This is a genomic window from Actinoplanes sp. SE50/110, from assembly GCF_900119315.1.
Classification (GTDB): Bacteria; Actinomycetota; Actinomycetes; order Mycobacteriales; family Micromonosporaceae; genus Actinoplanes.
Genome location: NZ_LT827010.1, coordinates 4041649 through 4063606, shown reverse-complemented (window position 1 = coordinate 4063606; position 21958 = coordinate 4041649). Strand labels below are relative to the sequence as shown.

General features: G+C 71.1%; 17 protein-coding genes. 7 read left to right on the top strand and 10 right to left on the bottom strand.

The window, feature by feature from the left end:
• Positions 1-3: 3 nt before the first annotated feature.
• Positions 4-1482: a 1-epi-valienol-7-phosphate 1-kinase gene (locus ACSP50_RS17830; protein ID WP_014690635.1), complete on the bottom strand. Its 1479-nt coding sequence runs from the start codon at positions 1480-1482 to the stop codon at positions 4-6.
• A complete protein-coding gene (locus ACSP50_RS17825; RefSeq protein WP_014690634.1) occupies positions 1479-2774 on the bottom strand; it encodes an aspartate aminotransferase family protein in 1296 nt (431 codons plus the stop codon). Before ACSP50_RS17825 ends, ACSP50_RS17830 begins: the two co-directional genes overlap by 4 nt.
• 839 nt (positions 2775-3613) lie before the next feature.
• Between ACSP50_RS17825 and ACSP50_RS17820 the strand changes: the two genes are divergently transcribed.
• From ACSP50_RS17820 to ACSP50_RS17810, 3 genes are read left to right on the top strand one after another with little or no spacing between them, the layout of a single operon-like run.
• Positions 3614-4687, top strand: a complete 1074-nt coding sequence (locus tag ACSP50_RS17820) for an ATP-binding cassette domain-containing protein (protein ID WP_014690633.1) — start codon at positions 3614-3616, stop codon at positions 4685-4687.
• A complete protein-coding gene (locus ACSP50_RS17815) occupies positions 4684-5487 on the top strand; it encodes an ABC-2 family transporter protein (protein ID WP_014690632.1) in 804 nt (267 codons plus the stop codon). Before ACSP50_RS17820 ends, ACSP50_RS17815 begins: the two co-directional genes overlap by 4 nt.
• Entirely contained in the window at positions 5484-6287 is an 804-nt protein-coding gene (locus tag ACSP50_RS17810; protein WP_014690631.1) for an ABC transporter permease, read from the top strand. Before ACSP50_RS17815 ends, ACSP50_RS17810 begins: the two co-directional genes overlap by 4 nt.
• 64 nt (positions 6288-6351) lie before the next feature.
• On the opposite strand, the gene ACSP50_RS17805 is transcribed toward ACSP50_RS17810, so the two are convergent.
• Positions 6352-9552: an alpha-amylase family glycosyl hydrolase gene (locus tag ACSP50_RS17805; protein WP_052311612.1), complete on the bottom strand. Its 3201-nt coding sequence runs from the start codon at positions 9550-9552 to the stop codon at positions 6352-6354.
• Positions 9553-9842: 290 nt separating this feature from the next.
• Here ACSP50_RS17805 and ACSP50_RS17800 point away from each other — a divergent pair, with 290 nt between their 5' ends.
• From ACSP50_RS17800 to ACSP50_RS17790, 3 genes are all read left to right on the top strand, one after another.
• Positions 9843-10127 (top strand): hypothetical protein, encoded by a 285-nt coding sequence (locus ACSP50_RS17800; protein WP_014690629.1) that lies wholly within the window; start codon positions 9843-9845, stop codon positions 10125-10127.
• 123 nt (positions 10128-10250) lie between these two features.
• The gene (locus ACSP50_RS17795) at positions 10251-11456 is read left to right on the top strand and encodes an EAL domain-containing protein (protein WP_052311611.1); all 1206 of its coding nucleotides are present in this window, start codon (positions 10251-10253) and stop codon (positions 11454-11456) included.
• A 262-nt stretch (positions 11457-11718) separates the two neighbouring features.
• On the top strand, positions 11719-13221 hold the full coding sequence (locus ACSP50_RS17790) for a family 43 glycosylhydrolase (RefSeq protein ID WP_014690627.1): 1503 nt from the start codon (positions 11719-11721) through the stop codon (positions 13219-13221).
• A gap of 179 nt (positions 13222-13400) precedes the next feature.
• Here ACSP50_RS17790 and ACSP50_RS17785 read toward each other — a convergent pair whose 3' ends face one another.
• From ACSP50_RS17785 to ACSP50_RS17755, 7 genes are all read right to left on the bottom strand, one after another.
• The gene (locus ACSP50_RS17785; protein ID WP_014690626.1) at positions 13401-14966 is read right to left on the bottom strand and encodes a GGDEF domain-containing protein; all 1566 of its coding nucleotides are present in this window, start codon (positions 14964-14966) and stop codon (positions 13401-13403) included.
• 21 nt (positions 14967-14987) lie between these two features.
• Positions 14988-15167, bottom strand: a complete 180-nt coding sequence (locus ACSP50_RS45060; protein ID WP_369793957.1) for a hypothetical protein — start codon at positions 15165-15167, stop codon at positions 14988-14990.
• A 225-nt stretch (positions 15168-15392) separates the two neighbouring features.
• Entirely contained in the window at positions 15393-17162 is a 1770-nt protein-coding gene (locus ACSP50_RS17775; protein WP_014690625.1) for a glycoside hydrolase family 15 protein, read from the bottom strand.
• 162 nt (positions 17163-17324) lie between these two features.
• Positions 17325-17897, bottom strand: a complete 573-nt coding sequence (locus ACSP50_RS17770; RefSeq protein ID WP_231956962.1) for a MarR family winged helix-turn-helix transcriptional regulator — start codon at positions 17895-17897, stop codon at positions 17325-17327.
• 122 nt (positions 17898-18019) lie between these two features.
• Positions 18020-18970, bottom strand: coding sequence for a sensor histidine kinase (locus ACSP50_RS17765; RefSeq protein WP_014690623.1), 951 nt, complete (start codon positions 18968-18970; stop codon positions 18020-18022).
• Positions 18967-19749: an MEDS domain-containing protein gene (locus tag ACSP50_RS17760; protein ID WP_014690622.1), complete on the bottom strand. Its 783-nt coding sequence runs from the start codon at positions 19747-19749 to the stop codon at positions 18967-18969. Before ACSP50_RS17760 ends, ACSP50_RS17765 begins: the two co-directional genes overlap by 4 nt.
• A 66-nt stretch (positions 19750-19815) precedes the next feature.
• Positions 19816-20994: an ROK family transcriptional regulator gene (locus tag ACSP50_RS17755; protein WP_014690621.1), complete on the bottom strand. Its 1179-nt coding sequence runs from the start codon at positions 20992-20994 to the stop codon at positions 19816-19818.
• 79 nt (positions 20995-21073) lie between these two features.
• Between ACSP50_RS17755 and ACSP50_RS17750 the strand changes: the two genes are divergently transcribed.
• Positions 21074-21901: a LacI family DNA-binding transcriptional regulator gene (locus ACSP50_RS17750; RefSeq protein WP_014690620.1), complete on the top strand. Its 828-nt coding sequence runs from the start codon at positions 21074-21076 to the stop codon at positions 21899-21901.
• The last annotated feature ends 57 nt before the right edge of the window (positions 21902-21958 follow it).

Sequence of the window (21958 nt, the reverse complement as noted above, 5' to 3'; positions counted from 1 at the left end):
TGCTCAGCTCTCCCCGGTGACCGGCGGCCGGTAGGTCTGGAGGACGTGTCGAAGGTTGATCGCCGCGTGGTAGTGCTGGTCGTGGGCGTACGCGTAGTCCAGTTCGTGCAACAGACGGCGGAGCCGGAAGATCCGCCAGGCGGGGTGCTCCTCGGCCGCCTCGCCGCCGTCGGCATAACCGGACAGCAGCATCCGGCGGACCTGTCCGGCCCACACCGACGCCGCGTCGTGCATCCGCCGCAGCGCGGTGAGCCGGGACCCGGTCCAACCCGGCGTGTCCGGGGTCTGCCCGGCACTGATCAGCAGCACGGTCCGGCAGGTGTCGTCCTGGTCGGCGCCGAGCCGCAGGGCCGCCTGGTGCACGAACTCGTCGGCGGTGAAGATCTCCAGCCCGCGCAGCAGCGCCACCAGGTCCTGCCACGGTGACTGGGCGGCGCCGAGCGGGTCGGCCGGGTCGGGGGCGGGCGTGGACAGGTCGATCACACACAGCCGCCAGCCGTCCGGTGTCTGCCGGCGCAGGATGTGCGACAGGTGCAGGTCGCCGTGCGACGGGCCGGCCGGCCACGGCACCCGCACCGCGCTGGTGGTGGCCTGGTCCAGTTCGCCGGTCAGGGCGGCGACGACCGCCTCGCGCACCGGCCGGGGGTAACGTTCGTCGGCGCTGATCCGGCACCCCAGCGCCGCCACCCGCTCGGCGGTCTCCCGCAGGTAGGCGTTCACCGGGAACGTCGGCGCGGGTTCCAGCCGCTGCGCCAGTTCGGTATGGAAGTCGCGGAGGAACCGGCCGACGCCGGGCAGCTCGCCCGCGATGGACCGCTGCGCGGCCGTCACCGCGCCGGCCGGTTCGGTGCCGCCCAGCAGCGCCGGCCACATCGACCGGATGCTGTGCCGCAGCGGCAGGTCGAGGCTGTCGCCTTCGGCATAGGCGTAGAGCAGGCCCAGCGGGTAGCGGCGCCCGGAGGGCTGCTCCACGTAGTGGTAGTCGCCGGCCCATCGCTGGGTACGGCCGCCGCGATGCATCAGCCGCAGCAGATGCGGTTCCCGGGTGGCGGCCGACACCAGCCGGTACGCCTTGTGGATGTGCAGTGTCCCGTCCAGATCGGCCAGCGACAGGGCGTTGGTCGACCACCCGGGGTCGAACGGCCGGGTGGCTCGGAACGGCGCGGGGTCACCGTCGAAGACGATCAGATGGCCGGCTGCGGTGGGTAGTGCCAGCCGCTCGCGCATCGCCTGGACCACGGCCCGGTCGTGGGCGGCGTCGCCGACGGCCTCCCGGGACGGATCGTGGCGCAGAACGGCGACGAAGTAGCGGCTCTCGGGGTTCCGTTCGGCCGCGACGATCAGCAACCGGGACGGGCCGAGGATCGCCTCGTCGAGGATCCGCACCCCGCCGGGACCGCGCAGATCCTCGTGCGGCCAGTCGGCGGTGCGCAGCAGGCTGGCGAGGCTCACGTCGATCGTGCTGACCGGCCGGGGTGTCATGCCGTCACCCGCCCGGCCTCGGTAATCGCCCGGTCCAGCAGGTCCAGGCCGCGCAGCAGCTCGGTCTCGTCGATGACGAACGGCGGCGCGAGCCGGATGATGTGCCCGCCGATGGCGGTGCGCAGACCGGCGTCGAGGGCGGTGGTGTAGACCCGCCGGGCGATCTCCGGGGCCGGCCGCCGGCTCTGCCGGTCGTGCACGAACTCGAGCCCGTGCAGCAGGCCGATGCCGCGCACGTCGCCCAGGTGCGGGTGCCGGTCGTGCATCTCGGCCAGGCGGTCGGCCAGCACCGCGCCGAGGTCCCGGACCTGCTCGATCAGCCGGTCGCGGGAGATCACCGAGAGGGTGGCGTGGGCGGCGGCGATCCCGAGCGGGTTGCCGGCGTAGGTGGAGGCGGTCGATCCGGCGAGCCCGGCCCGGGGATGCCGCAGCACCTCGTCACGCCCGGCGAGCACGGCGAACGGGAAACCGGACGCGGTGCCCTTGGCCAACGTGACCAGATCCGGGGCGACCCCGATCGCCTCGCTGGCCAGAAAGGTTCCGGTCCGGCCGCCGCCGGTGAGCACCTCGTCGGCGACCAGCAGTACGCCGTTGTCCCGGCACGCGGCCGCGATCTGCTCCCAGTAGCCCGGTGGCGGCACGATCACGCCGGCCGCGCCCAGCACCGGTTCGAAGAACAGGGCGCTCACGTTGGGTTTCTCGGCGATGTGCCGGCGTACCAGGGTGGCGCATCGGACCTCGCACGACGGATAGCTCAGCTCCAGCGGGCACCGGTAGCAGTACGGGGCGTACCCCAGCACGCTGTTGCCGGCGAACGACTGGTCCCCCACGTCCCAGTGCACCAGCATGCGGGCGCCCATCGTCTTGCCGTGGAAGCCGTGCCGCAGTGCCCCGACCCGGTTGCGGCCGGGTTCGGCGACGGCCTGGACCGTCCGCAGTGCCGCCTCCACCACCTCGGCGCCGGTCGAGAAGAAGGCGAGCGTGGTGAGGTGGTCGGGCAGCAGTTCGGCGAGCAGTTCGCAGAGCGCGGCGCGGTCGGCGGTCGCGAAGTCGTGGACGTTCCACAGCTTCCCGGCCTGTTCGGTGAGCCGGGCCACCACCTCGGGGTGGCAGTGCCCGAGTGACTGGGTCAAAGTACCGGCGGCGAAGTCGAGGTATTCCACACCGTCGGCGTCGCGCAGGGTCGCGCCGCGGCCCTCGACGAACACCCGCCGGCCGAGCGCCGCCTCTTCGGAGGCTCCCGGAGCCAGGTGACGCGACTCCCGGGCGAGCAGGTCGGCCTGCCTGCTCACCGGAACCGCCGCCGGGTCGCGGCGCCGGTGTCGAAACGAACCGGCTCGGAACACATCACGGGTCACTCCTGAAGGGGATAGCCGCCGCATCCGGTGAGATGGGCTGGAAGTTCGGGGTTCAAGCGACGTCGGCGTCGCTGCACCGCCCAGCGAGCCGCACACTCAGCCGGGCCGGATCGGAACCGTCGAGGCCCGATGACCGCGAAATCTATGGCGGTGAAACCGGCACCGCAACTGGACCTGAAAGTTTCAGCAAGTTCTTGCATCGTTCACCGGCCGCCCCTCCGCAACCCCGCCCACCATCCGGCCCCACCCGCCGGTCCCGTCTGTAACCGCATTCATCTGGCCGAATGTCGGAAAAGCCGGCTGGTAATATATCGAGGATCGGCGATGGGTTTGTTGCCCGAAACAACAAATTATGACGCCGGTCACTCCATATCGGACGGGAAAGGTTTCGCGGTCACATTTCGAGGACCGGGCACGGCGGCTTGACGAGTGCCGCCGCAATCGCATTCAATGCTCACTTGGCTGATCCCGCACCGCACAGCGGATGACCGCCCTCCCCCTACCGAGCGATCGGCCGTGCCCCTCAGCACCTCGGACAACGAGGATGGCCGGCCGCACTCCGGCGCAGCGCGGCGCCGGCCGCCCGCGGATTGTCACACCGTCGACAACATCCTCCGGCCGACTGTTCGGATTGCTTCCATATAGCCGGTCGCCGAGACCGGCGCGACATTGTGGAAACTCGGTTAATTGATGGTAATCATCAATTTCAAAATGTTGCCGCCACGACATCTTCCGGAAAAGAAACGAGGATCCGTGAATCATCTCGACTCGCCATGCCCGGGTACGCCCGGCATGCCCGGCCGGACGGCACGACCGGCATGATCGTCGCCGAGCACCTCAGCAAGCACTTCAAGCGCTACCGGCGCGAGCCGGGTCTGCGGGGCAGCCTGCGAACCATGTTCTCGGCCCGGTACGACGTGGTCCGGGCCGTCGACGACATCAGCTTCGAGGTCCCGTCCGGTGTCAAGATCGCCTACATCGGGGCGAACGGCGCGGGCAAGTCCACCACGATCAAACTCCTGACCGGCATCATGCGCCCGACCACCGGGCGGGTCCGGGTCGACGGCCTCGACCCGCACCGGCAGCGCACCCGGGTCGCCGGCCGGATCGGCGTGGTCTTCGGCCAGCGCAGCCAGCTCTGGTGGGATCTGCCGGTCCTCGACTCGTTCCGCATCCTGCGGCACGTCTACGAGGTGCCGCAGGCGGTGTACGACCGGAACATGCGCCTGTTCCGGGACCGGCTGGACCTCGGCGCCCTCGGCAACACCCCGGTCCGCCAGCTGAGCCTGGGCCAGCGCATGCGGGCCGAGATCGCCGCCTCGCTGCTGCACGACCCGGCCGTGGTCTTCCTCGACGAACCCACCATCGGCCTGGACCTGGTCCTCAAGCAGGCGGTCCGGGACCTGATCAACCACATCCACGCCGAACTGGGCACCACGGTCATGCTGACCAGCCACGACATCGGCGACATCACCAGCATCTGCGATCAGGCGCTGGTCGTGGACCGCGGGACGATCGTCCACCAGGGAACGATGCGGGACCTGCTGCGGTCGGTGGACACCCGGGCGGTCACCTTCGAGTACGCCGCCGGCAGCGTCTCCGAGGCCGCCGCGCTGCGCATCATCACCGAAGGACTGCCCGAGGTGGACGCCACTCCGGCCGAGTCCGGCCGGATCCGGGTCGAGTTCCCGGTGGACCGCTGGTCGGCCCGGCAGGTGATCGCCTTCCTGCTGGACCGGTTCGACCTGAGCGACGTGCTGGTGCCGGACGCCGATCTGGAGACACTGCTGCGCCGCATCTACGCCGGGTCGCGCCCGGAGCCGGTCACCGCCGGGGACGGCGCATGATCCGCGCCGCGCGCCGGTACGCGCCGTTCGCCCTCGCCGGACTGCACGCCGTCACCCGTTACCGCTCGACCATCGTCCTGAGCGCACTCACGGCGGCTGCGGCCACCTCGTTGCAGGTGTTCCTGTGGCGAGCCGTCTACGCCGGCGGACCGGCACCGGCCGGCCTCCCGTTCGCACAGCTCACCTCGTACATCGTGCTCGCGCAGGTGCTCGGGATGCTGCACACCAACCGGATCGACGAGATGATCGCCGGCGAGGTGTACCGCGGGGACATCGCGGTCTCCCTGGTACGCCCGGCGAACTACGCGCTCAGCTGTCTGGCGGTGAACCTGCCGACCGCCGCGCTCAGTGCGCTGCTGGCCGGCGCCCCGGTGCTCGCCGGTTTCGCGATGTTCGCGTCGCTGCCCGCTCCCCCGCCCGCCAACCTGCTGCTGTTCGCCGTCGCGCTGCTGCTCTCGGTGATCCTCGCCTTCGAGATCAACTTCCTGGTGGGTCTCGCCGCCTTCGTCACGACCAACACCTGGGGCATCCGTACGATCAAGAACGCGCTCGTCGCCTTCCTGGCCGGCCAGGTCGTCCCGCTCGCGCTGTTCCCGGACGGCGTGGCCCGGCTGCTGCGGCTGCTGCCGTTCCAGGGCCTGATCGACAGCCCGTTGCGGCTGCTGCTCGGCGGCTACTCCGGCGGTTCCGGCGCCGCTGCCATCCTCGGTGTCCAGGCGCTCTGGGCGGTACTGCTGTACGGCGTGCTGGCCCTGGCCTGGAACCGGTCGCTGCGCAGGGTGGAGGTGCTCGGCGGATGACCGTCTCCACGGCGCGCCGGTACCTGCGCCTCACGGCGGTGCTGTGCGGGGCGAGCCTGCACCGGCTCACCGCGTACCGGATGGACTTCCTCATCGGGGCGGCCAGCTTCGTCATCCGGATCGCCTGCCAGATCGCCCTGATCGGGGTGATCTTCCAGTACGTTCCGGCGCTCGGCGGCTGGACCCGCCAGCAGGCGCTGTTCCTGCTCGGGTTCTCCCTGCTGCCCCGCGGGCTGGACCGGCTCTTCACCGACCAGCTGTGGATCCTGGCCTGGCAGCTGGTGCGCACCGGCGACTTCTTCCGCTACCTGATCCGGCCGGTGAACCCGTTCTACGCGCTGCTGTCCGAACGGTTCCTCTATCCGGACGGGTTCGGGGAGCTGGCCACCGGCATCGCCATCGTGGTCACCGCGGCCGGGACGATGGACCTGCACCTGACCGTGGCACAGTGGCTGCTGTTGCTGCCCCTGGTCCTCGGCGGCGCCCTGATCCACACCTTCCTCAAGGCGTTCCTGGCCTCCCTGTCGTTCTGGATGACCAGCAGCCTCAACGTGATGGTGGCGGTCAACCAGCTCAGCGAGTTCACCGCGTACCCGCTCAACCTCTACCACCCGGTGCTGCGCGGGGTGCTCACCTGGGTGCTGCCGTTCGCGTTCACCGCCTACCTACCGGTGCGCTACCTGCTCACCGGGGACGCCGGGCCGCTGCTGTGGATGCTGCCGGTCACCACGCTCACCGTCCTGCTGGGGTACGGCACCTTCCGGCTCGGGCTGCGGCGCTACGAGATGCCCGGCAGCTGACCGGTTCACCGCGATCGGGGGCCCGCGCGCTCGGCGCGGGCGCCCCGATCATCCCGGTCTCCGGTCAGCCGGTGAGGTCACCGGCGGCGCCCACACCGGTGGCCGCGAGCAGCTTGCCCGAGGCGTCCCGTTCGGTGATCACCACCTGACCGCGCAACGCCGTGGCGAGACGGTGCCGGTCGGCGTCGGCGACGCGGAAGGCGCCGTACCGCCACAGCTTCGGGAACCGGACTCGCTGGCTCTCGGTCAGGCCGTCACGCTGCGCGGTGAGCCGCAGGGTCCGGTACGCCCCCGCCAGCTCCCCGCCGACCACGGTGATCCCCCCGACCGGGGCGTAGGCCAGCTCGTACACCCGCCCGTCGGTGCCACCGCCGACCGGCTGCAAGGTGCTGCCCACACCGGTGTTCCAGACCACCGTGTCCCGGCTGGCCCACCCGGCGCGCGAGGTCGTCACATCGATCCCGGCGCCGGCCGCGGTCCGGCGGGTCACCGGCAGCAGGCGCTCGGCCACCCCGTCGAGCAGCCACACCTCACGGCCGGCGGCGAAGTCGATCCGCTGATCGGTCGGCTGGTCCTTGGTGTCACCGGCGTGCAGGACGTAGCTGACCCCAGTGGCGCCGTCGGCGAGCGGCACCCGGAACGTGACACCGTAGGCGTCGCGCCCGGACGGGGCCAGCGGCGCCGTCCACTCGGTGGGCTGGGCCGCGCCGTCCCAGACGTGCAGGCCCCATCCGGTGTAGTCGCCGTCGGCGCGCCGGTAGTGCAGGACGGCGGTCTTCGGGTCCGGTTGCGGGTCGGGCCGGCCGGTGGCGTCCTGCCGGGACGGGTACACCGTCGCGTCGCCCGCTTTCAGCCAGATCTCCGGTTGTCGGCCCGGGTCGACGAACCGGTCCTGCTGGACGTCCTTGACGCCGTTGCCGTCCACCACGACGAAACCGGCGTTCTTGGCGCCGGGCTTGAGTCTCACCCAGGCGAACGCGCCGTACTCGTCCTGGCCGGCGAACGGCTGCCCGTCCGGGTAGGTGGTCTGGGCGGACGCGTCGATGTCGCCGAAGGCGTACAACCGCCAGGCGCCGTAGTCACCGGCGGGCCGCTGGTAGTGCACCACCATCCGCTCCGGCGCGACGTGGGTGTCCGGGGTGCCGACCCGCAGCGACGAGGTGGAGCTCGCGGTACGTCCGCGACCGTCCCGGACCACCGCCTTGTACCTCACGGTGACCCCGCCGGCCAGACCGGTCAGGTCGTGGTGAACCTGGTACGGGGCCTGCCGCGCGGTGCCGATCACGGTCCACGGGCCGGATCCGGCCTGCGCCGCGAAGGTCACCGTGGCCAGCGGATCGCCGGTGACGTCGGCGACCAGATCGGCCCGCGACGGCACGGACGCCCCCGCGGCCGGTGCGCTGATCCGCACGGTGGGCCGGGCCGACGGGACCGCGATGGGGCTGCCGCCCCGGTAGACCACCGCGGACAGGGCGGGCACGGTCACCGTGAGCTTGCCGTCGGAGCCGGTGGCGGCGGTACCGCCCGCGCGGTAGACGCCGGTGAAGGTGCTGCCCGGCGTGGCGGTGCCGACGGTGGCCGTCTGTGCGGTGGTGGCGTTGTTGACCGCGACCAGGTATTCCTGGCGTCGGACCGGGTCGACCCGGGAGAACGCGAAGATGCCGGCGCCGGGCGCCGCGTACCGGGTGATCTGCACGCCGTCGCGTAGCGCCGGGTTCGCCTTACGCAGCGCGCCCAGCTCGGCGATGGTGCGGTAGAGCGGGTGCCCGGTGTCGTAGTTGTCGCTCGCGTGGGTCCGGTCGGTGCCGATCAGGTCGTCGTCGAGGTAGTCCGGCGTCCGGCTGGCGAACATGTCCTGCCGGGCGTCTTTGTCCCCGCCCGGCCCGGTGAAGCCCTGCTCGTCGCCGGAGTAGACCACCGGCTGCCCGCGGGTGAGGAACATCAGCTCGTGGGCCAGCTGGTCGCGCCGCAGGTAACTGGTCCGGTCGGCGCCGCCGGTGGTGATGAACGAGCCGATCCGGCCGATGTCGTGGTTGCCGAGGAAGGTGGGCATCCGGCCGGCCCCGGTGTCGCGGGCGGTGTAGAGGTCGTCGTGTCGGTAAAGGTCGGCCAGCGCGGTGGCCGGCGTGTCACCGGAGACGAACGTGCGGGCCGCCGACTGGAAGGAGAAGTCCAGGGACGCGGCCAGGCCGCCCTGCCGGACGTATCGGCTCTCCACCTCCTGGTCGGCGCTGAAGACCTCGCCGAACATGAAGAAGCCGGGTTTGCCGGCCCGTCGCGCGGCCTGCTGGATGGCCGGGTTGAACTGCTGCCAGAACTCGATGTTGCTGTGCTTGACGGTGTCCATCCGGTAGCCGTCGATGTCGGCGTCCCGGATCCAGTCGGCGTAGATCTCGGTCATGCCGCGGACCACTTCGGGCCGCTCGGTCCACAGGTCGTCGAGGCCGGTGTGGTCGCCGTACTCGCTGTTCTCCCCACTGAACAGCGAATTGCCGCGGTTGTGGTACATGGTCGGGTCGTTCAGCCAGGCCGGGACCTTCGCCGTGGCGTCGGCGGGGCTGGCGAAGACCGGCGTGTACGGGAACGACTGCAGGTTCACCTTCGGGAACGGCCGCGAGCCGTCGGCGTAGTTGTGGTCCTCGAACGGCCGGCCCCGGCTGTCCCGGTACGGGGCGTCGGCCTTGTCCACGTACGTGCTCTTGCCGCCCTCGTTCTGGATGACGTCGGCGGTGTGGTTGACGATGATGTCCAGGTAGATCTTCAGGCCCCGCCGGTGTGCCAGCTGCACCAGGCGCTTGAGGTCGGCGTTGGTGCCGAAGTGCGGGTCGACCTGGGTGAAGTCGGTGACCCAGTAACCGTGGTAGCCGGCCGAGGCGGCGGCGCCGGTCCCCTGCACCGGCCGATTCTTGAAGACCGGGGCCAGCCAGATGGCGGTGGTGCCGAGCCCCTGGATGTAGTCCAGCTTGTCGATCACCCCCTGGATGTCCCCACCGTGGTAGAAGCCCTTGTCGGTGGGGTCGTACCCGGTGGAGAGCCGGTCGCCGGAGAGACCGCCGGTGTCGTTCTTCGGGTTCCCGTCGGCGAACCGGTCGGGCAGGACGAAGTAGAACTGTTCGGCGGGTGCCGGCCGGTCGGCTCCCCAATGGGCCAGGGCCGCGGCGCTCGGCTCGGCCGCGCCGGCCGGCGCGGCCGACGCCCGCCACGGTGGCGCCAGCAGCAGGGGCACCACCAGGCCGAGCGCCAGCACGGCGGACAGGCGACGCATGACGTCGCGATGACGGGACAGAACCAAGACGCGGCCCTCCTCGGGGCGTGACGGGGAACGTGGTGCGGTGCCCGCGGGGGCGCCCGCCGTCCGGAGAGGCCGGCGCTTCATCGATGGCCGCCAGCGGCGTCACCGCACCGCACGAAGCTAGCAAACTCTTGCATCACGTGGAAGCACTTGCAAACAGCCGGGAAGCCGTCTGTCGCCAGCCGTTAACACTGTGGACGCACCGTTGCGATGGGAGCGCCCCCAGCAACGATGTCTCTCGATGCCGTCAGCGGGGAAGGCACTTGCTGCGGGACGGCCTGCCACTCGGCACGCATCCGCCCGGAAAGCGCCGCACCGGCAGACTCCGGCCGCACCTCGCGGATCAACCCGCCGGCCACCAGATCCTCGATCTTGAGCTGTACGGGCACGCACAGCCACACGAACGCTTCGTCGATCTCGTCATGGCGCTCCTCGGTATCGTCGTCCTCGTCGGCAAGGTCGTCCGCGTGTTCGGCACAGAGCAGGCGGCAGGCATGAATGCCGATAAGCAGGTCTTCGAATCCATGGAGTCGCGAGTGCTCAGGTGAGCCGGGTGTCAGCCGATCAGCAGAAGTGCGGAAACCATCTCGGACGGGACTGGTGGTGTGATCCAGAGGAACAGGCAGGTGTGTGACGCCCGGAACGAGTCTGTCGCGCTCATCTCCCGTGTAGTGGCCGAGCGTGCCGTTGAGCCGCTGTTCCAGCCCATCGTCGACCTCGATACCCGCCGGCTGGTGGGGGCGGAGGCGCTTGCGCGTGGGCCGGCAGGATCCCCGCTGGAGTTCCCGGACCAGTTGTTCGAGGCCGCTGCGCGGGTTGACCTGGTGCCGGAGCTGGACCAGTTGTGCGCCGCCCGGGCACATGAGATCGCTCAGGCCCCCGGAGCGGTGGTGCCACCGCTGGTGTTCATCAACAAGGAACCCGCCGGGGCGGATCGGCCGCTCAGCGAGGACCTGCGATTACGGCTCGCCTCGATCTCGACCTACCGATACGTGCTGGAGTTCACCGAGCGTGCCCTGGCGGCGCACCCGTCGGCGCTGCTTGAGGTCGCCGCCCGGGCGCACCGCACCGGCGGTGCGCTGGCGCTCGACGATGTTGGTGCGGACCGGCTGTCGCTGGCCTTCCTGCCGCTGTTGGAGCCGGAGGTCGTCAAGCTCGACATGCACCTGCTGCGCGACCCGTACTGCGCACACACCATCGAGACGACCGCGCTGGTGTGCGGATACGCCCAGCGGACCGGTGCGATGGTGATCGCCGAGGGCATCGAGACGGAGCAGGATCTCCAGGTGGCACGCGCCTTGGGCGCCGGCTGGGGGCAGGGATGGTTGTTCGCCCGGCCTGGGCCGCTGTCCGCCGTGCGGGATTGGCCGGTCGACCCGTCGGCTCGGTTGCGTGCTCCCCGCCCTGAGTTGTACGTACCCGGTGCCAGCCCGTTCGATATGGCCTCGGCTCGCCACCGCGCCCGGACCGGGGACCGGCATCTCCTCGACGGGCTCACCGCACACGTCTTGAGGCAATTGCCGTTCGCCGGCCCGTACGGCGTGGTCCTGGGCGCGTATCCGGACCTCGCGACGGGACACGGCTGGATTCCGCGGCTGGCCGACGCGGCATCGACCGCGGCGCTGGTGGGTGTCTCCGGTCCCGGCCCGGGCCTGCCAGCTCCTTCGCCGATTCGCACGTCGATCACCGATGGACTGAGCGGGGTGGAGTCGGAGGCGGCGCTGGTGATCGTGGACCCGCATGTCACCGTGGCTCTGTGCACGCGACGGCGCCACGACGATGCCATCGACTTCGTGCTGACCTTCGATCCCGACGAGGTTCATGCGGTGGCGCGAACGCTGCTGCACCGGCTCGGCCCGCAGGATCTACCCGGTTAGGACCGCCGAGCGCCGGGCCTGTCCCCGGTGGTCATAGCACTCGAACAATCCGCGGATTCTGGTGAGGAAGCCACGGCCGAGAAGGCGACCAGGCTGTCGGGAATCCGGTGCCCGGACGGCCCGAGGTCACGATGGCGTCGCAGCCATCCGAAAGATTTCGAAAATGTTTCTGACCTCCGTTGACCGCGCCTGGTGTTAGCGGTCACACTTCGCCTCCAAGGTTGCACGCCCGCCGCGACGCGGGCCGAACGAGAGGCACGGAATGGCACCTGACCTGCCCCGCCGCTTGGCCAGGGCGACGCTGGCCCTGGCGATGACCCTGACCGCCGCCATCGGAACATTGTTAACAGCAACAACGCCGGCAACGGCCGCCGCCACCACGTCCAACCTGGTGGCTCCGGCACCGTACGGCGCTGACCCGTGGATGGGTTACTACAACGGCAACTACTACCTCGCCGCCACGACCTGGAACAACCAGGTCGTGGTCAAGAAGGCGGCCTCCGTCACCCAGCTGTCGGGCGCCGCCTACAGCGTCGTCTACACCGGTGCCGGCTCAACCGTCTGCTGCAACGCCTGGGCGCCGGAACTGCACCTGCTCGACGGCCCGAACGGCAAGCGCTGGTATCTCTACTACACCGCCGGCACCGCGGCGTGCTGCGACGGGCAACGCTCGGTAGTTCTGGAGAGCAGCGGCACCGACCCGATGGGTCCCTACCACTTCGCCGCGCAGCTGCCGGTGCAGAACAACGGCTGGGCCATCGACGGCAGCGTCGCCACGATCGCCGGCAAACTGTATTTCTTCTACTCGGCCTGGGTCGGTGACCAGCAGAGCCTCTTCATCGCCCCGATGAGCAACCCCTGGACGATCAGCGGCGCCGCTACCAGGATCGCCGCCCCCACCAACGCGTGGGAGACGTCCGGGGCCAAGGTCAACGAAGCGCCACACATCCTGCAGCATGGCGGCAAGACCTTCCTCACCTTCTCCGCCAGCTCCTGCACCACGCCGGACTACAAGATCGGCATGCTGACCCTCACCGGCGCCGACCCGATGATCGCCACTTCCTGGGTCAAGAAGAGCACAGCTCTCTTCCAGCGCTCCGACGCCAACGGCGTCTTCGGGCCCGGTCATCACGCCTTCTTCACGTCGCCGGACGGCACCGAGACCTGGATGGTCTATCACGCGAACGACTCGGCCACGCAGGGCTGCGCCGGCACCCGTACCGCCCGGATCACCAAGGTGAACTGGAACTCCGACGGCACCCCGAACCTGGGCACGCCGGTCGCCTCGGGCACCACCATCACGGCGCCCTCCGGGGACCCCGGCGGCACCGTCACCTTCCCGGTTGCGGGCACCCGGTATCGGCTCGTCAACCAGAGCAGTGGCAAGGTCCTGGACGCCACCGACTGCGGCACCGCCAACGGCACCGGCGTACGGCAGTGGAGCTCGCTGGGCAACAGCTGCCAGCAGTGGAGCTTCACCCGGGTGGCCGGCGGCTACTACACCATCACCAGTGTCAACAGCGGCAAGGTGCTCGACTCGGTCAACTGCGGTACGGCGGACGGCGCCGGCATCGACCTGTGGACAGCACTCGGCAACGCGTGCCAGCAGTGGAGTGTCACCCCGGTCGGTACCCGCTACCTGATCGCCAACCGCGGCAACGGCAAGGTGCTCGACGTGGCGGACTGCTCCGCCGCGGACGGCGCGGCCGTCCGTCAGTGGACTGCCCTCGGCAACAACTGCCAGAGCTGGAACATAACGCCGTAACGACCACGTCCCGATCACGGTCACCTATCGGTGACCGTGATCGTCGCTTTCGCCCGCCGGTGCGGGACGCTGCTCGTCGCCACAGCGCTCGCCGGATGCTCAAGCAGCACCCTGACCGAGCGGCTGACCCGAGTTGCGGACCAGATGATGAAAGCAGTGGAATTCGGCACCCGCGTCGGTCAGGCGGAAGCCTCGGACAGGGGGCTGCACAGCCGACCGTCGGCATCCGCGTCGATTCTGTGCCGCCCCTCCGCGGTGTAGGTGGCGTGCCGGTTCTTGCCGGCGGCCTTCGCCTCGTACATCGCCAGGTCGGCGTGCCTGATCAGGGACTCCGCGTCATCGCCGTCGGTATACACGGCGATCCCGATGCTCATGCGCACGGGTAGCGTGACGCCGTGGGTCGCGATCGGTGGCCGCAGCGCCGCGATGATGCGATCGGCGGCCGTCCGTGCCGTGTCCTGATCTGACGACGGAAGAAGCACGGCGAACTCGTCCCCGCCTAGGCGTGCCACTCGCTGAGCTTGCGCGGCGGTGTCCCTCAGGCGCCGGCCCACCTCGACCAGCAGCGCGTCGCCGGCCGCATGACCGAAGGTGTCGTTGACCGGCTTGAAACCGTCCAGGTCCAGGAGCAGGACCGTCGCATCGTGCTGCGCGCAGGCCGCTGACACGTCCTCGTAGAACAGCGCCCGGTTGGCCAGGCCGGTCAACGGGTCATGGGTGGCCTGGTGCTGCAGCATCCGACGGTGCTCACGCAGCGAGTCGATCAGGTGCGTGTTGTCGCGGAACGCGATGATCTGCCGGCCGACGACCACGACGGTCACCAGGACGGACCCGATCACCATCGCGGTGTTCTGGCGCCCGTTCAGGGTGTGGATCAGCAGCAGCGAGTCGATGACGCCGACCGCGACGTACGGCATGACGCTGAAGGTGCTGCGGCGATCCGCCGCAGCACCGGCCGCGGCCGGCGGTTGCCCGGCCGCCACCACGACGAGAACACCCTCCACCGTGCTGATCAGCGGACCAACGCCCAGCCAGCGGGCGTCGTGTTCCAGGATTCTGGTCAGCGCTGAAGCCAGTGCCCCGATCAGGACGAGCAGGCCCAACGCCTGCAGCGACCGGACGGACACCGCGTCGGTGCCGGCGAGCATGAGCTTGACCACGGCGAGGACGGCGCCCATGCAGATGGCGCACACCAGCAGGGGACCGATCACCGTACGCAATTGCGGGTCCGACCCGATCATGGGGCGGACCTGGTATTCCCACAACACGGTCGCCGCCACTACCATGATCGTGGCGGCGTCGAGGCCGAGTCGGACCGCCTGACCGCGGGCGCGGTCAGCGACGGGAAGCCGCAGCAATGCCCCGATCATCAGCAATAGCGCGACTGCGATGAAACTTACCGCCACGACGAGAACAGCCGCCGCGGCCGGCAACGCCCCGGTGTTGACCGCGTTGATGAGGCAGGCGCCCGGAGTCACCAGAGCTGTGCCTATGGCGATCTGGGTCCAGAACCGTCGGCCGTCCGCGGACGCCGCACCGCGCCGGGCGATCCGCCAGGCCGCCCACGCTCCGAGGAGCAGAGTGACACCGCCCGGGATCCACGCAACGTTCGGTAGCCATCCGGGGTTCAGGGCCTGCACGACCAGCCACAACGCACTGGTGGCACACGCCGCCAGCAGACCGGCCCAGACGAAGCGCTGGTCGCCTCGCGGCGCTGACCGGTGTACCGCTCCGCGTCCTTGCACCCTTTCCACCCCCTCCTGCTCTCAATCGCCAGACCTATCGGCGGCGCGCGAAGCGGTATGAGAGACAGGAGCCGACACCACCGCCGGATCATGCAGATGGCCGGCCAGGGACACGCAGGCGCGACGCTGCGCGAGCTGCTCGACGATCGACCGGGTATCGGCCAATGACCGGGCCAGCCGCGCCGAGCCCGGGGTGACCAGGGTGTCCCCGGCTCGCAGCGAGCGCAGCGCCTGCTGCAGGCCGGGACGTGGACGCGCCGGTCAACGGCTCGTCCAGGAAGATCTGCGAGGCGGTGACGCCCAGCCTCCGCAGTACCCGAACCTGGTTCTCCCGGTCCCCCGGCTCAGCGGTACAGCGGGCGTAGCCGACGACCGACGACATGATCACGCCGGGATGAGCGGAGTGGTCGCGACGTCTGCGCCCGCCTACCCCTGCGGCCGGCCCAGGCGGCGGGCCGCGTTGACCAGGCCGACCAGGCTGAACGCCTGCGGGGTGTTGCCCAGGTGGCGGCCGCTGCCCGGGTCGTACTCCTCGGCGAGCATCCCGACGTCGTTGCGCAACGACAGGAGCCGCTCGAACAGCTCGGTCGCCTCGACGGTGCGGCCGATCCCGTGCAACGCCTCGACCAGCCAGAACGTGCACGCCAGGAAGGCGCCCTCGGTGCCGGGCAGGCCGTCCACCCCGTCCTGGTCGGGGCGGTAGCGCAGCACGAACCCGTCGTGGCACAGGTCCTTCATGACCGCTTCCACGGTGCCGATCACGCGCGGGTCGTCGTACGGCAGAAAACCGACCTGGGGAATCAGCAACAGTGCCGCATCGAGCCCCGCCGACCCGTAGTACTGGGTGAACGTACCGCGGGACGGGTCGAAACCGCGGTCGCACACCTCGGCGTGGATCGCGTCGCGGATGGCCCGCCAGCGGTCCGCCGGGCCCGGAAGGCCGTGCTTCTCGACCGCGGTGATCGCCCGGTCGAGGCCGGCCCAGGCCATCACCTTGGAGTGCACGAAATGCCGGCGCGGTCCCCTGACCTCCCACAACCCGTTGTCCGGGTGCTGCCAGTTGCTCTCCAGGAAGTCGAGCAGCGAGCGCTGCACGTCCCAGGCGTCGTCCTTGACCGCCAGCCCGGACTCGCGGCTCAGGTGCAGCCCGTCGAGGACCTCGCCCCAGACATCGAGCTGGAACTGCCCGGCCGCCGCGTTGCCGATCCGGACCGGGCCGGCGCCCTGATATCCGGACAGCCAGTCCAGCGTGTACTCGGGCAGCCGGCGGGTGCCGTCGAGCCCGTACATGATCTGCAGGTCGGCGGGATCGCCGGCGACCGCGCGCAGCAGCCACTCGCGCCACGCTCGGGCCTCGCTGACGTGCCCGGCGCCGAGCAGCGCCTGCAGCGTGAACGTGGCATCGCGCAGCCAGCAGTAGCGATAGTCCCAGTTGCGCGGGCCGCCGAGTTGTTCCGGCAGCGAGGTGGTCGCCGCCGCGACGATCCCGCCCGTGGGGGCGTAGGTGAGAGCTTTCAGAAACATCAGGCTGCGGCGTACGGCGTCCGCGTACGGCCCGTCGTAGTCGTGGCGCCCGAGCCACTCCTGCCAGAACCGCCGGGTGTCCCGCAGCGCGGCGTCCGGTTCGGCGCTCTGCGGCGCCGGCTCGTGCGACGGGCGGTAGGTGAGCACGAACGGCACCCGCTCGCCGGCCGTCACGGTGAACTCGGCGGTCGTGGTCAGGTCGTGGTTGTGCAGCGGCACCGGGGTGGTCAGCCAGACCGCGTCCGGCCCGGCGACCGCGTGCCACCCGTGCCGGGTCCGTCGCACCAGCGGCACGATGTGCCCGTAGTCGAAGCGCAGGGTCAGGTCGACGCGCATCCGCACCGAGCCGCTGACCCCCTCGACCACCCGGACCAGGTCGGCGGCCTCGCCGCGCGGCGGCATGAAGTCGGTGACCCGCACGGTGCCGTCCGGGGTGTCCCATTCGGTCTCCAGCACCAGCGTGTCGTCGTCGTACCGCCGCCGGGTGGCGACGCCCGCCCCGGCCGGCGCGATCCGCCAGCGGCCGGCACCCTCGTCGCCGAGCAGCGCGGCGAAGCAGGCCGGCGAGTCGAAGCGGGGCAGGCACAGCCAGTCGACCGACCCGTCCCGGCCGATCAGCGCCGCGGTGTGCAGGTCACCGACGATCGCGTAGTCCTCGATCCGCATTGCCATGCTGCCCGTCCTTCAGTTCGTGCCGGACATCGGCGGGGCCGGGTCGCCGCGGGTCACCGTGTCGTCGATCCGGGCCACGTGGTGCGCTCCGTCGGCATCCCACCTGTCCTGCTCAGCGCCAGCCTCTGTTCCCCGCTCTTCTTGTCGCCAACCACCATTGCGTTATGCAATGTTCTCGCCTACCGCGTCGCCCGGGGTCCAGCCCAGCCACCAGTCCGGGCCGCTCGGGCCGGCAGCCTGCGCTCCGACCGCGGGCGGCTTTCCGGCCGCAGACCGCTCCGTCGCCGCGGCCTGCTCCCCCGCCGCTGTCGCGAACGCGGTCAGCGCCTCGATCACCGGCGGCGACCACAGCCCCGGGTTCCCGTCGACGAGCCGCTCCAGCTCGCGACGGCGCCGGTCCAGGATCTGCTCGACCAGCCGCTGCCCGTCCGGGGTCAGCCGTAGCCGCACCACCCGCCGGTCGGTGGCCGACCGGGTCCGGCGCACCAGGCCCTTGCCGATCAGCCGGTCCAGCATCCGGGTCCCGGTCGACGGGTTCACCCCGAGCTCCTCGGCGATGTCGATGCTGCGCTGCGGGCCCCGTGCGGCCAGCACCACCAGCGTTCGGAACTGCGGCAGCGTCACCTCGCCCGGCACCGCCGCCAGCGCCCGCACGGTGATCCCGACGAACGCCCGGCTGGCCAGCATCAGCGCCTGCACCGCGGCGCCCGGCGCCGCATCGGAAGAAGGTTGCACACTGCCATGGTTGCATCATCGGACCCATTCCGGCCGCGACATTCTCGGCGCGAAACGGCCGCAGGGTGGACGTGACCGGCCACCAAGTTCCGGTCACGCCGCGGGGATGGCCGCGGCCCGGATCACCGGCCGGTGGTCAGCCGGATCGTGAAACCGTCGGTGTCGCGGTAGAGGGCGACGTGGTCGCAGGACTGGTGGGCGATCCACAGGCCCAGGCCGCCGTCGACGCCGTCGCCGGTCGGCAGCAGACCGGCGAACGGCTCCTTCGGGCCGGAGCCGGCGTCGGTCACGCTGACCACGAGCCGGCCGGGCCCGCACCACAGCCGCATCCGGACCGGGGGGCGGCCGTGCCGGTACGCGTTGGACACCGCCTCGCTGACCGAGACGACGAGGTCCTCCAGCTCGTCCGGCCCGACCACGCCGGTGCCGGCCGCGCGGACCGCCTGCCGGGCCTCCCCGGGGGTGGGCGATGACAGGTCGGCGGCCGGCGCGTCGCACTGCAGCGGGTCCGGCGGCGGCACCCGGCGGTCGCTGAGATAGAGCATCGGCTCGGTGTAGTCGGCGTTCGGCACGTGGCCGCCGTGCGGGGCCGCGGTGCGCGGGTGGGTGCGCAGCACGTCGGCGAGCACCGGCGCCGGGGTGACCCGCAGGTCGTAGGCGCACATGCTCCACAGCGGGAAGTCGTCGTACGCGTGGTTGATCGCCGACTCGTACCGCGCCCAGGAGTCCCAGAGCGGCCCGAAGGTGTCCGGCGACAGCTCGCCGATGATCCGGATCTGGGTCGCGCCGGCGGCGACGTGCCCGGTCAACAGGTTCCGGTAGGCGCGGATCGCGGAGGCCGGCCGCGCGTACATCGCCCCACCGGCCAGGACGGTGACCGGTGTGCCGGCCGGCAGCGCGGACCGCACCAGCTCACCGGTGCGCTCACCGAGCGCGATCATCGTGGGCTCGCCGGCCGCGATCCCGCCGAGCAGGAACGGCACGACCACCGCGAGCAGCTCGTCGTCGGCCGCGTAGCAGAGCGCCTCGTGGTAGTAGCCGTGGTGTCCGGCCGCCGCTCCGGTCCTGGTCATGCGGCCGGCTCCACGCGCACGTGGGTGAGGCCGATCAGCTCGGCCAGCCGCGCCGCGGCCTCGAACCGGGTGCGCAGCACCGCGGTCAGCCCGCGCGACTCGGCGTAGCGCTGCAGCACCAGCAGCGCCCGATGGTCGATGAACCGCAGCCCGGCGGCGTCCACCACGATCTCCCCACCGGCCGGCGCCAGGTCGGTGCGTCGCAGCGCGGTGGCGAACAGCTCCTCGCCGGCCGGGTCGAGCTCCCCGTCGAGCACCGCCTCCGCGCGGGACAGCGCCGGATGCAGCTGGAACGGCACGCCCGCCCCGGTGCTCGACTCGTGCAGGCAGGCGATCTCGGCGACCGCCGCGGCGCCCAGCACCCGCCGGTCGTAGGCGCACACCGCCCGCATCGCGTCGGTCCGCATGTAGCGCCCGATCAGGTATTCATAGCGGGCGAAGGCGTCGCGCTGCTCGTCGCCGCGGACCAGCTCGGTGACGTCGGCGACCACGCACAGCCCGGTGAACCCGTCGGCCAGCGCCTCCTCGGTCGCCGCCGCGTAGGCGCCCACCTGGGCGACCGGATCGAGGACGGCCTGGCCCGAATACGCATCGCCGAAGTGCACCACCCGGACCGCGTCACCGCCCGGCAGCGCCTGCGCGGTCAGCTCGGACTCCCGGCCCGGGACGTACCAGACCCGTTCGCCGCCGGCGATCCCGGCGAGGATCACCTCCCGCGCGTACGCGTCGATCACCCGCTGATCGTCGTACGACCAACACTCGTGCCCGGCGCGCTCCACCCCGCAACCATAGTCGCACCCGCCCCCACCAGCGACGTCCGCACCAGACCGCCCGCCGGGCAGCGGTCAGGGCCCGTCGGGGCCGGCCGGGCCCGCGGTGTGACCGGGGGCGATAGACGCCTGCACGACCAGGGCGGCAGCGCCGATGCCGGCGGCGTCGCGCGGCTGGGCGGAGAGTTCCACGACGACGTCGTGGCGGTAGCGGGCGTGCGCGGTCGCCGCCAGGTGGCTGCGCAGGCGGCGGGCGTAGATCGAGCCGGCGATCGCCATCCCCGGGCCGGTCAGCACGATCCGGCCCAGGTCGAGCAGGTTGGCCATCGAGGTGACCGCGACGCTCAGGTAGCCGGCCGCCCGGTCGACCACGGCGAACGCGTCCGGGTCGCCGCTGACCGCGGCGTGCGCGATCGCGTCGTACGCGCTGAACATGCTCTTCTGGTCGACGGCGAGGCCGGCGTCGCGGGCGGCCTCGACGGTGGCGGCCATCGAGGCGTAGCGTTCGACGCAACCGCGGTTGCCGCACGGGCACGGCCGCCCGTCGTAGGCGATGGACAGGTGCCCGAGCTCGCCCGCGTCGAAGCTGGTCCCGCGGAACAGCGCGCCGCCGAAAACCAGCCCGGCACCGACCCCGGCGGACAGGTAGACACTGCCGAACGCCTGCTCCCGGGACACCCGCCGGGTCCAGAACTCGCCCAGGGCGGCGGCGGCCGCATCGTTCTCCACCAGCACCGGGATGCCGAGCCGGGCGGCGAGGGCGCGACGGGCGGCGGCCCACTCCGGAGGGTTGTCCCGGTGGCTGGGCGGGGCGGCGGCCGCGACGACGGCCAGGCCCTCGATCCGGTCGCGGGGCAGGTCGAGGTCCACGATGAAGTCGTCGAAGCGTGCGGCGAGCTGGTCGGCCAGCCCGGTGTCGTCGAGCGGGACCACCTCACGGCCGACGACGCCGCCGGTCAGGTCGATGGCCACGCAGGTGACCGTGTCGGGGCCGAGCTGGAAGCCGATCCCGAACCGCGTGGCGGGGGTGATGGCGAGCAGTTTGCGGGGTTTGCCGCGTACCGAGTCCTCTGATCCCGTCTCGTGGATCACCCCGTCGGCGATCAGGTCGCGGACGATGTTGGAGATCGACGGCTGGGTGAGGCCGGTGCGTTCGGCGAGCTCCACCCGGCTGATCGAGACCGCCGAGCGGACCACGTCCACGATCAGGGCGCGGCTGCCCGGCCCCGCCGCCGGCGTTTCCCGACGCGCCATGTCGCCTGACCTCCATGTTCGAGCTGCCGCAGTGTCAGGCGATACCGTACCTGTCGGGTCGGAGGGTACGGAGGAATCGGTGGCACAGTCGCAGCGGCGGGTCGGGCTCGTTCTGGCGCGGGCCTCACGGGTGCTCGGCGAGGAGCCGTATTACCACGAGTTCATCGAGGGCCTTGAGCGGGTGCTCACCCCGGACGGGGTCTCGGTGCTGGTCAAGGTGGTCACCGACCGGGCGGCGGAGAACGCGACGTATCAGCGGTGGGCCGCCGGGCAGCGGGTCGCCGGGGTGATCCTGGTCGACCTGCAGCCCGACGACGAGCGGGTCACCCTGGTGCGGGAGCTGGGGTTGCCCGCGGTGGTGCTGGGCGCGCCGTCGACCGCGTCGGGGATGCCGACGGTGTGGACGGACGACGCCGGGTACGCACGGGAGGCGATCCGGTTCCTGGTCGACGGCGGGCACGCGACGATCGGGCACGTCAGCGGTCCCCTGTCGTTCGCGCACAGCCAGCTGCGGCGGGAGGGCGCGCAGGCCGAGGCCGCCGAGCTCGGCGTGACGGTGGTGCCGGCCGAGGGCGACTACTCGTACGAGTCGGGCCGCGCCGCCACCGCCGCCCTGCTCGACGCCCGGGCCACCGCGATCGTCTGCGACAACGACCTGATGGCCCTGGCCGCCCTGGACACGCTACGCGAGCGGGAGATCGCCGTGCCGGCCGACATGTCGGTGGTGGCCTGGGACGATTCGGCGTTGTGCCAGCTGGCGACGCCGGCGCTGTCGGCGATGAGCCATGACGTGGTGCGGGTCGGGGAGATCGCCGCGCGGGCGATGCTGGATGCGATGGCCGGGAAACCTCCTGCGGTCTACCAGGCGCCGCTGGCGCACATGGTGGTTCGGGAGAGCACCAACTGACTTAATAAATTATTAATCTAAGGTTGACATGCCCGCAACAGCGGTCGCATGCTCAGC

What these genes read in the sequence shown, in the direction of transcription:
- ACSP50_RS17830 (WP_014690635.1), bottom strand. Translation starts at nt 1,482, where the DNA reads ATGACACCCCGGCCGGTCAGCACGATCGACGTGAGCCTCGCCAGCCTG.
- ACSP50_RS17820 (WP_014690633.1), top strand. Translation starts at nt 3,614, where the DNA reads ATGCCCGGGTACGCCCGGCATGCCCGGCCGGACGGCACGACCGGCATG.
- ACSP50_RS17815 (WP_014690632.1), top strand. Translation starts at nt 4,684, where the DNA reads ATGATCCGCGCCGCGCGCCGGTACGCGCCGTTCGCCCTCGCCGGACTG.
- ACSP50_RS17810 (WP_014690631.1), top strand. Translation starts at nt 5,484, where the DNA reads ATGACCGTCTCCACGGCGCGCCGGTACCTGCGCCTCACGGCGGTGCTG.
- ACSP50_RS17805 (WP_052311612.1), bottom strand. Translation starts at nt 9,552, where the DNA reads ATGCGTCGCCTGTCCGCCGTGCTGGCGCTCGGCCTGGTGGTGCCCCTG.
- ACSP50_RS17790 (WP_014690627.1), top strand. Translation starts at nt 11,719, where the DNA reads ATGGCACCTGACCTGCCCCGCCGCTTGGCCAGGGCGACGCTGGCCCTG.
- ACSP50_RS17775 (WP_014690625.1), bottom strand. Translation starts at nt 17,162, where the DNA reads ATGGCAATGCGGATCGAGGACTACGCGATCGTCGGTGACCTGCACACC.
- ACSP50_RS17765 (WP_014690623.1), bottom strand. Translation starts at nt 18,970, where the DNA reads ATGACCAGGACCGGAGCGGCGGCCGGACACCACGGCTACTACCACGAG.
- ACSP50_RS17755 (WP_014690621.1), bottom strand. Translation starts at nt 20,994, where the DNA reads ATGGCGCGTCGGGAAACGCCGGCGGCGGGGCCGGGCAGCCGCGCCCTG.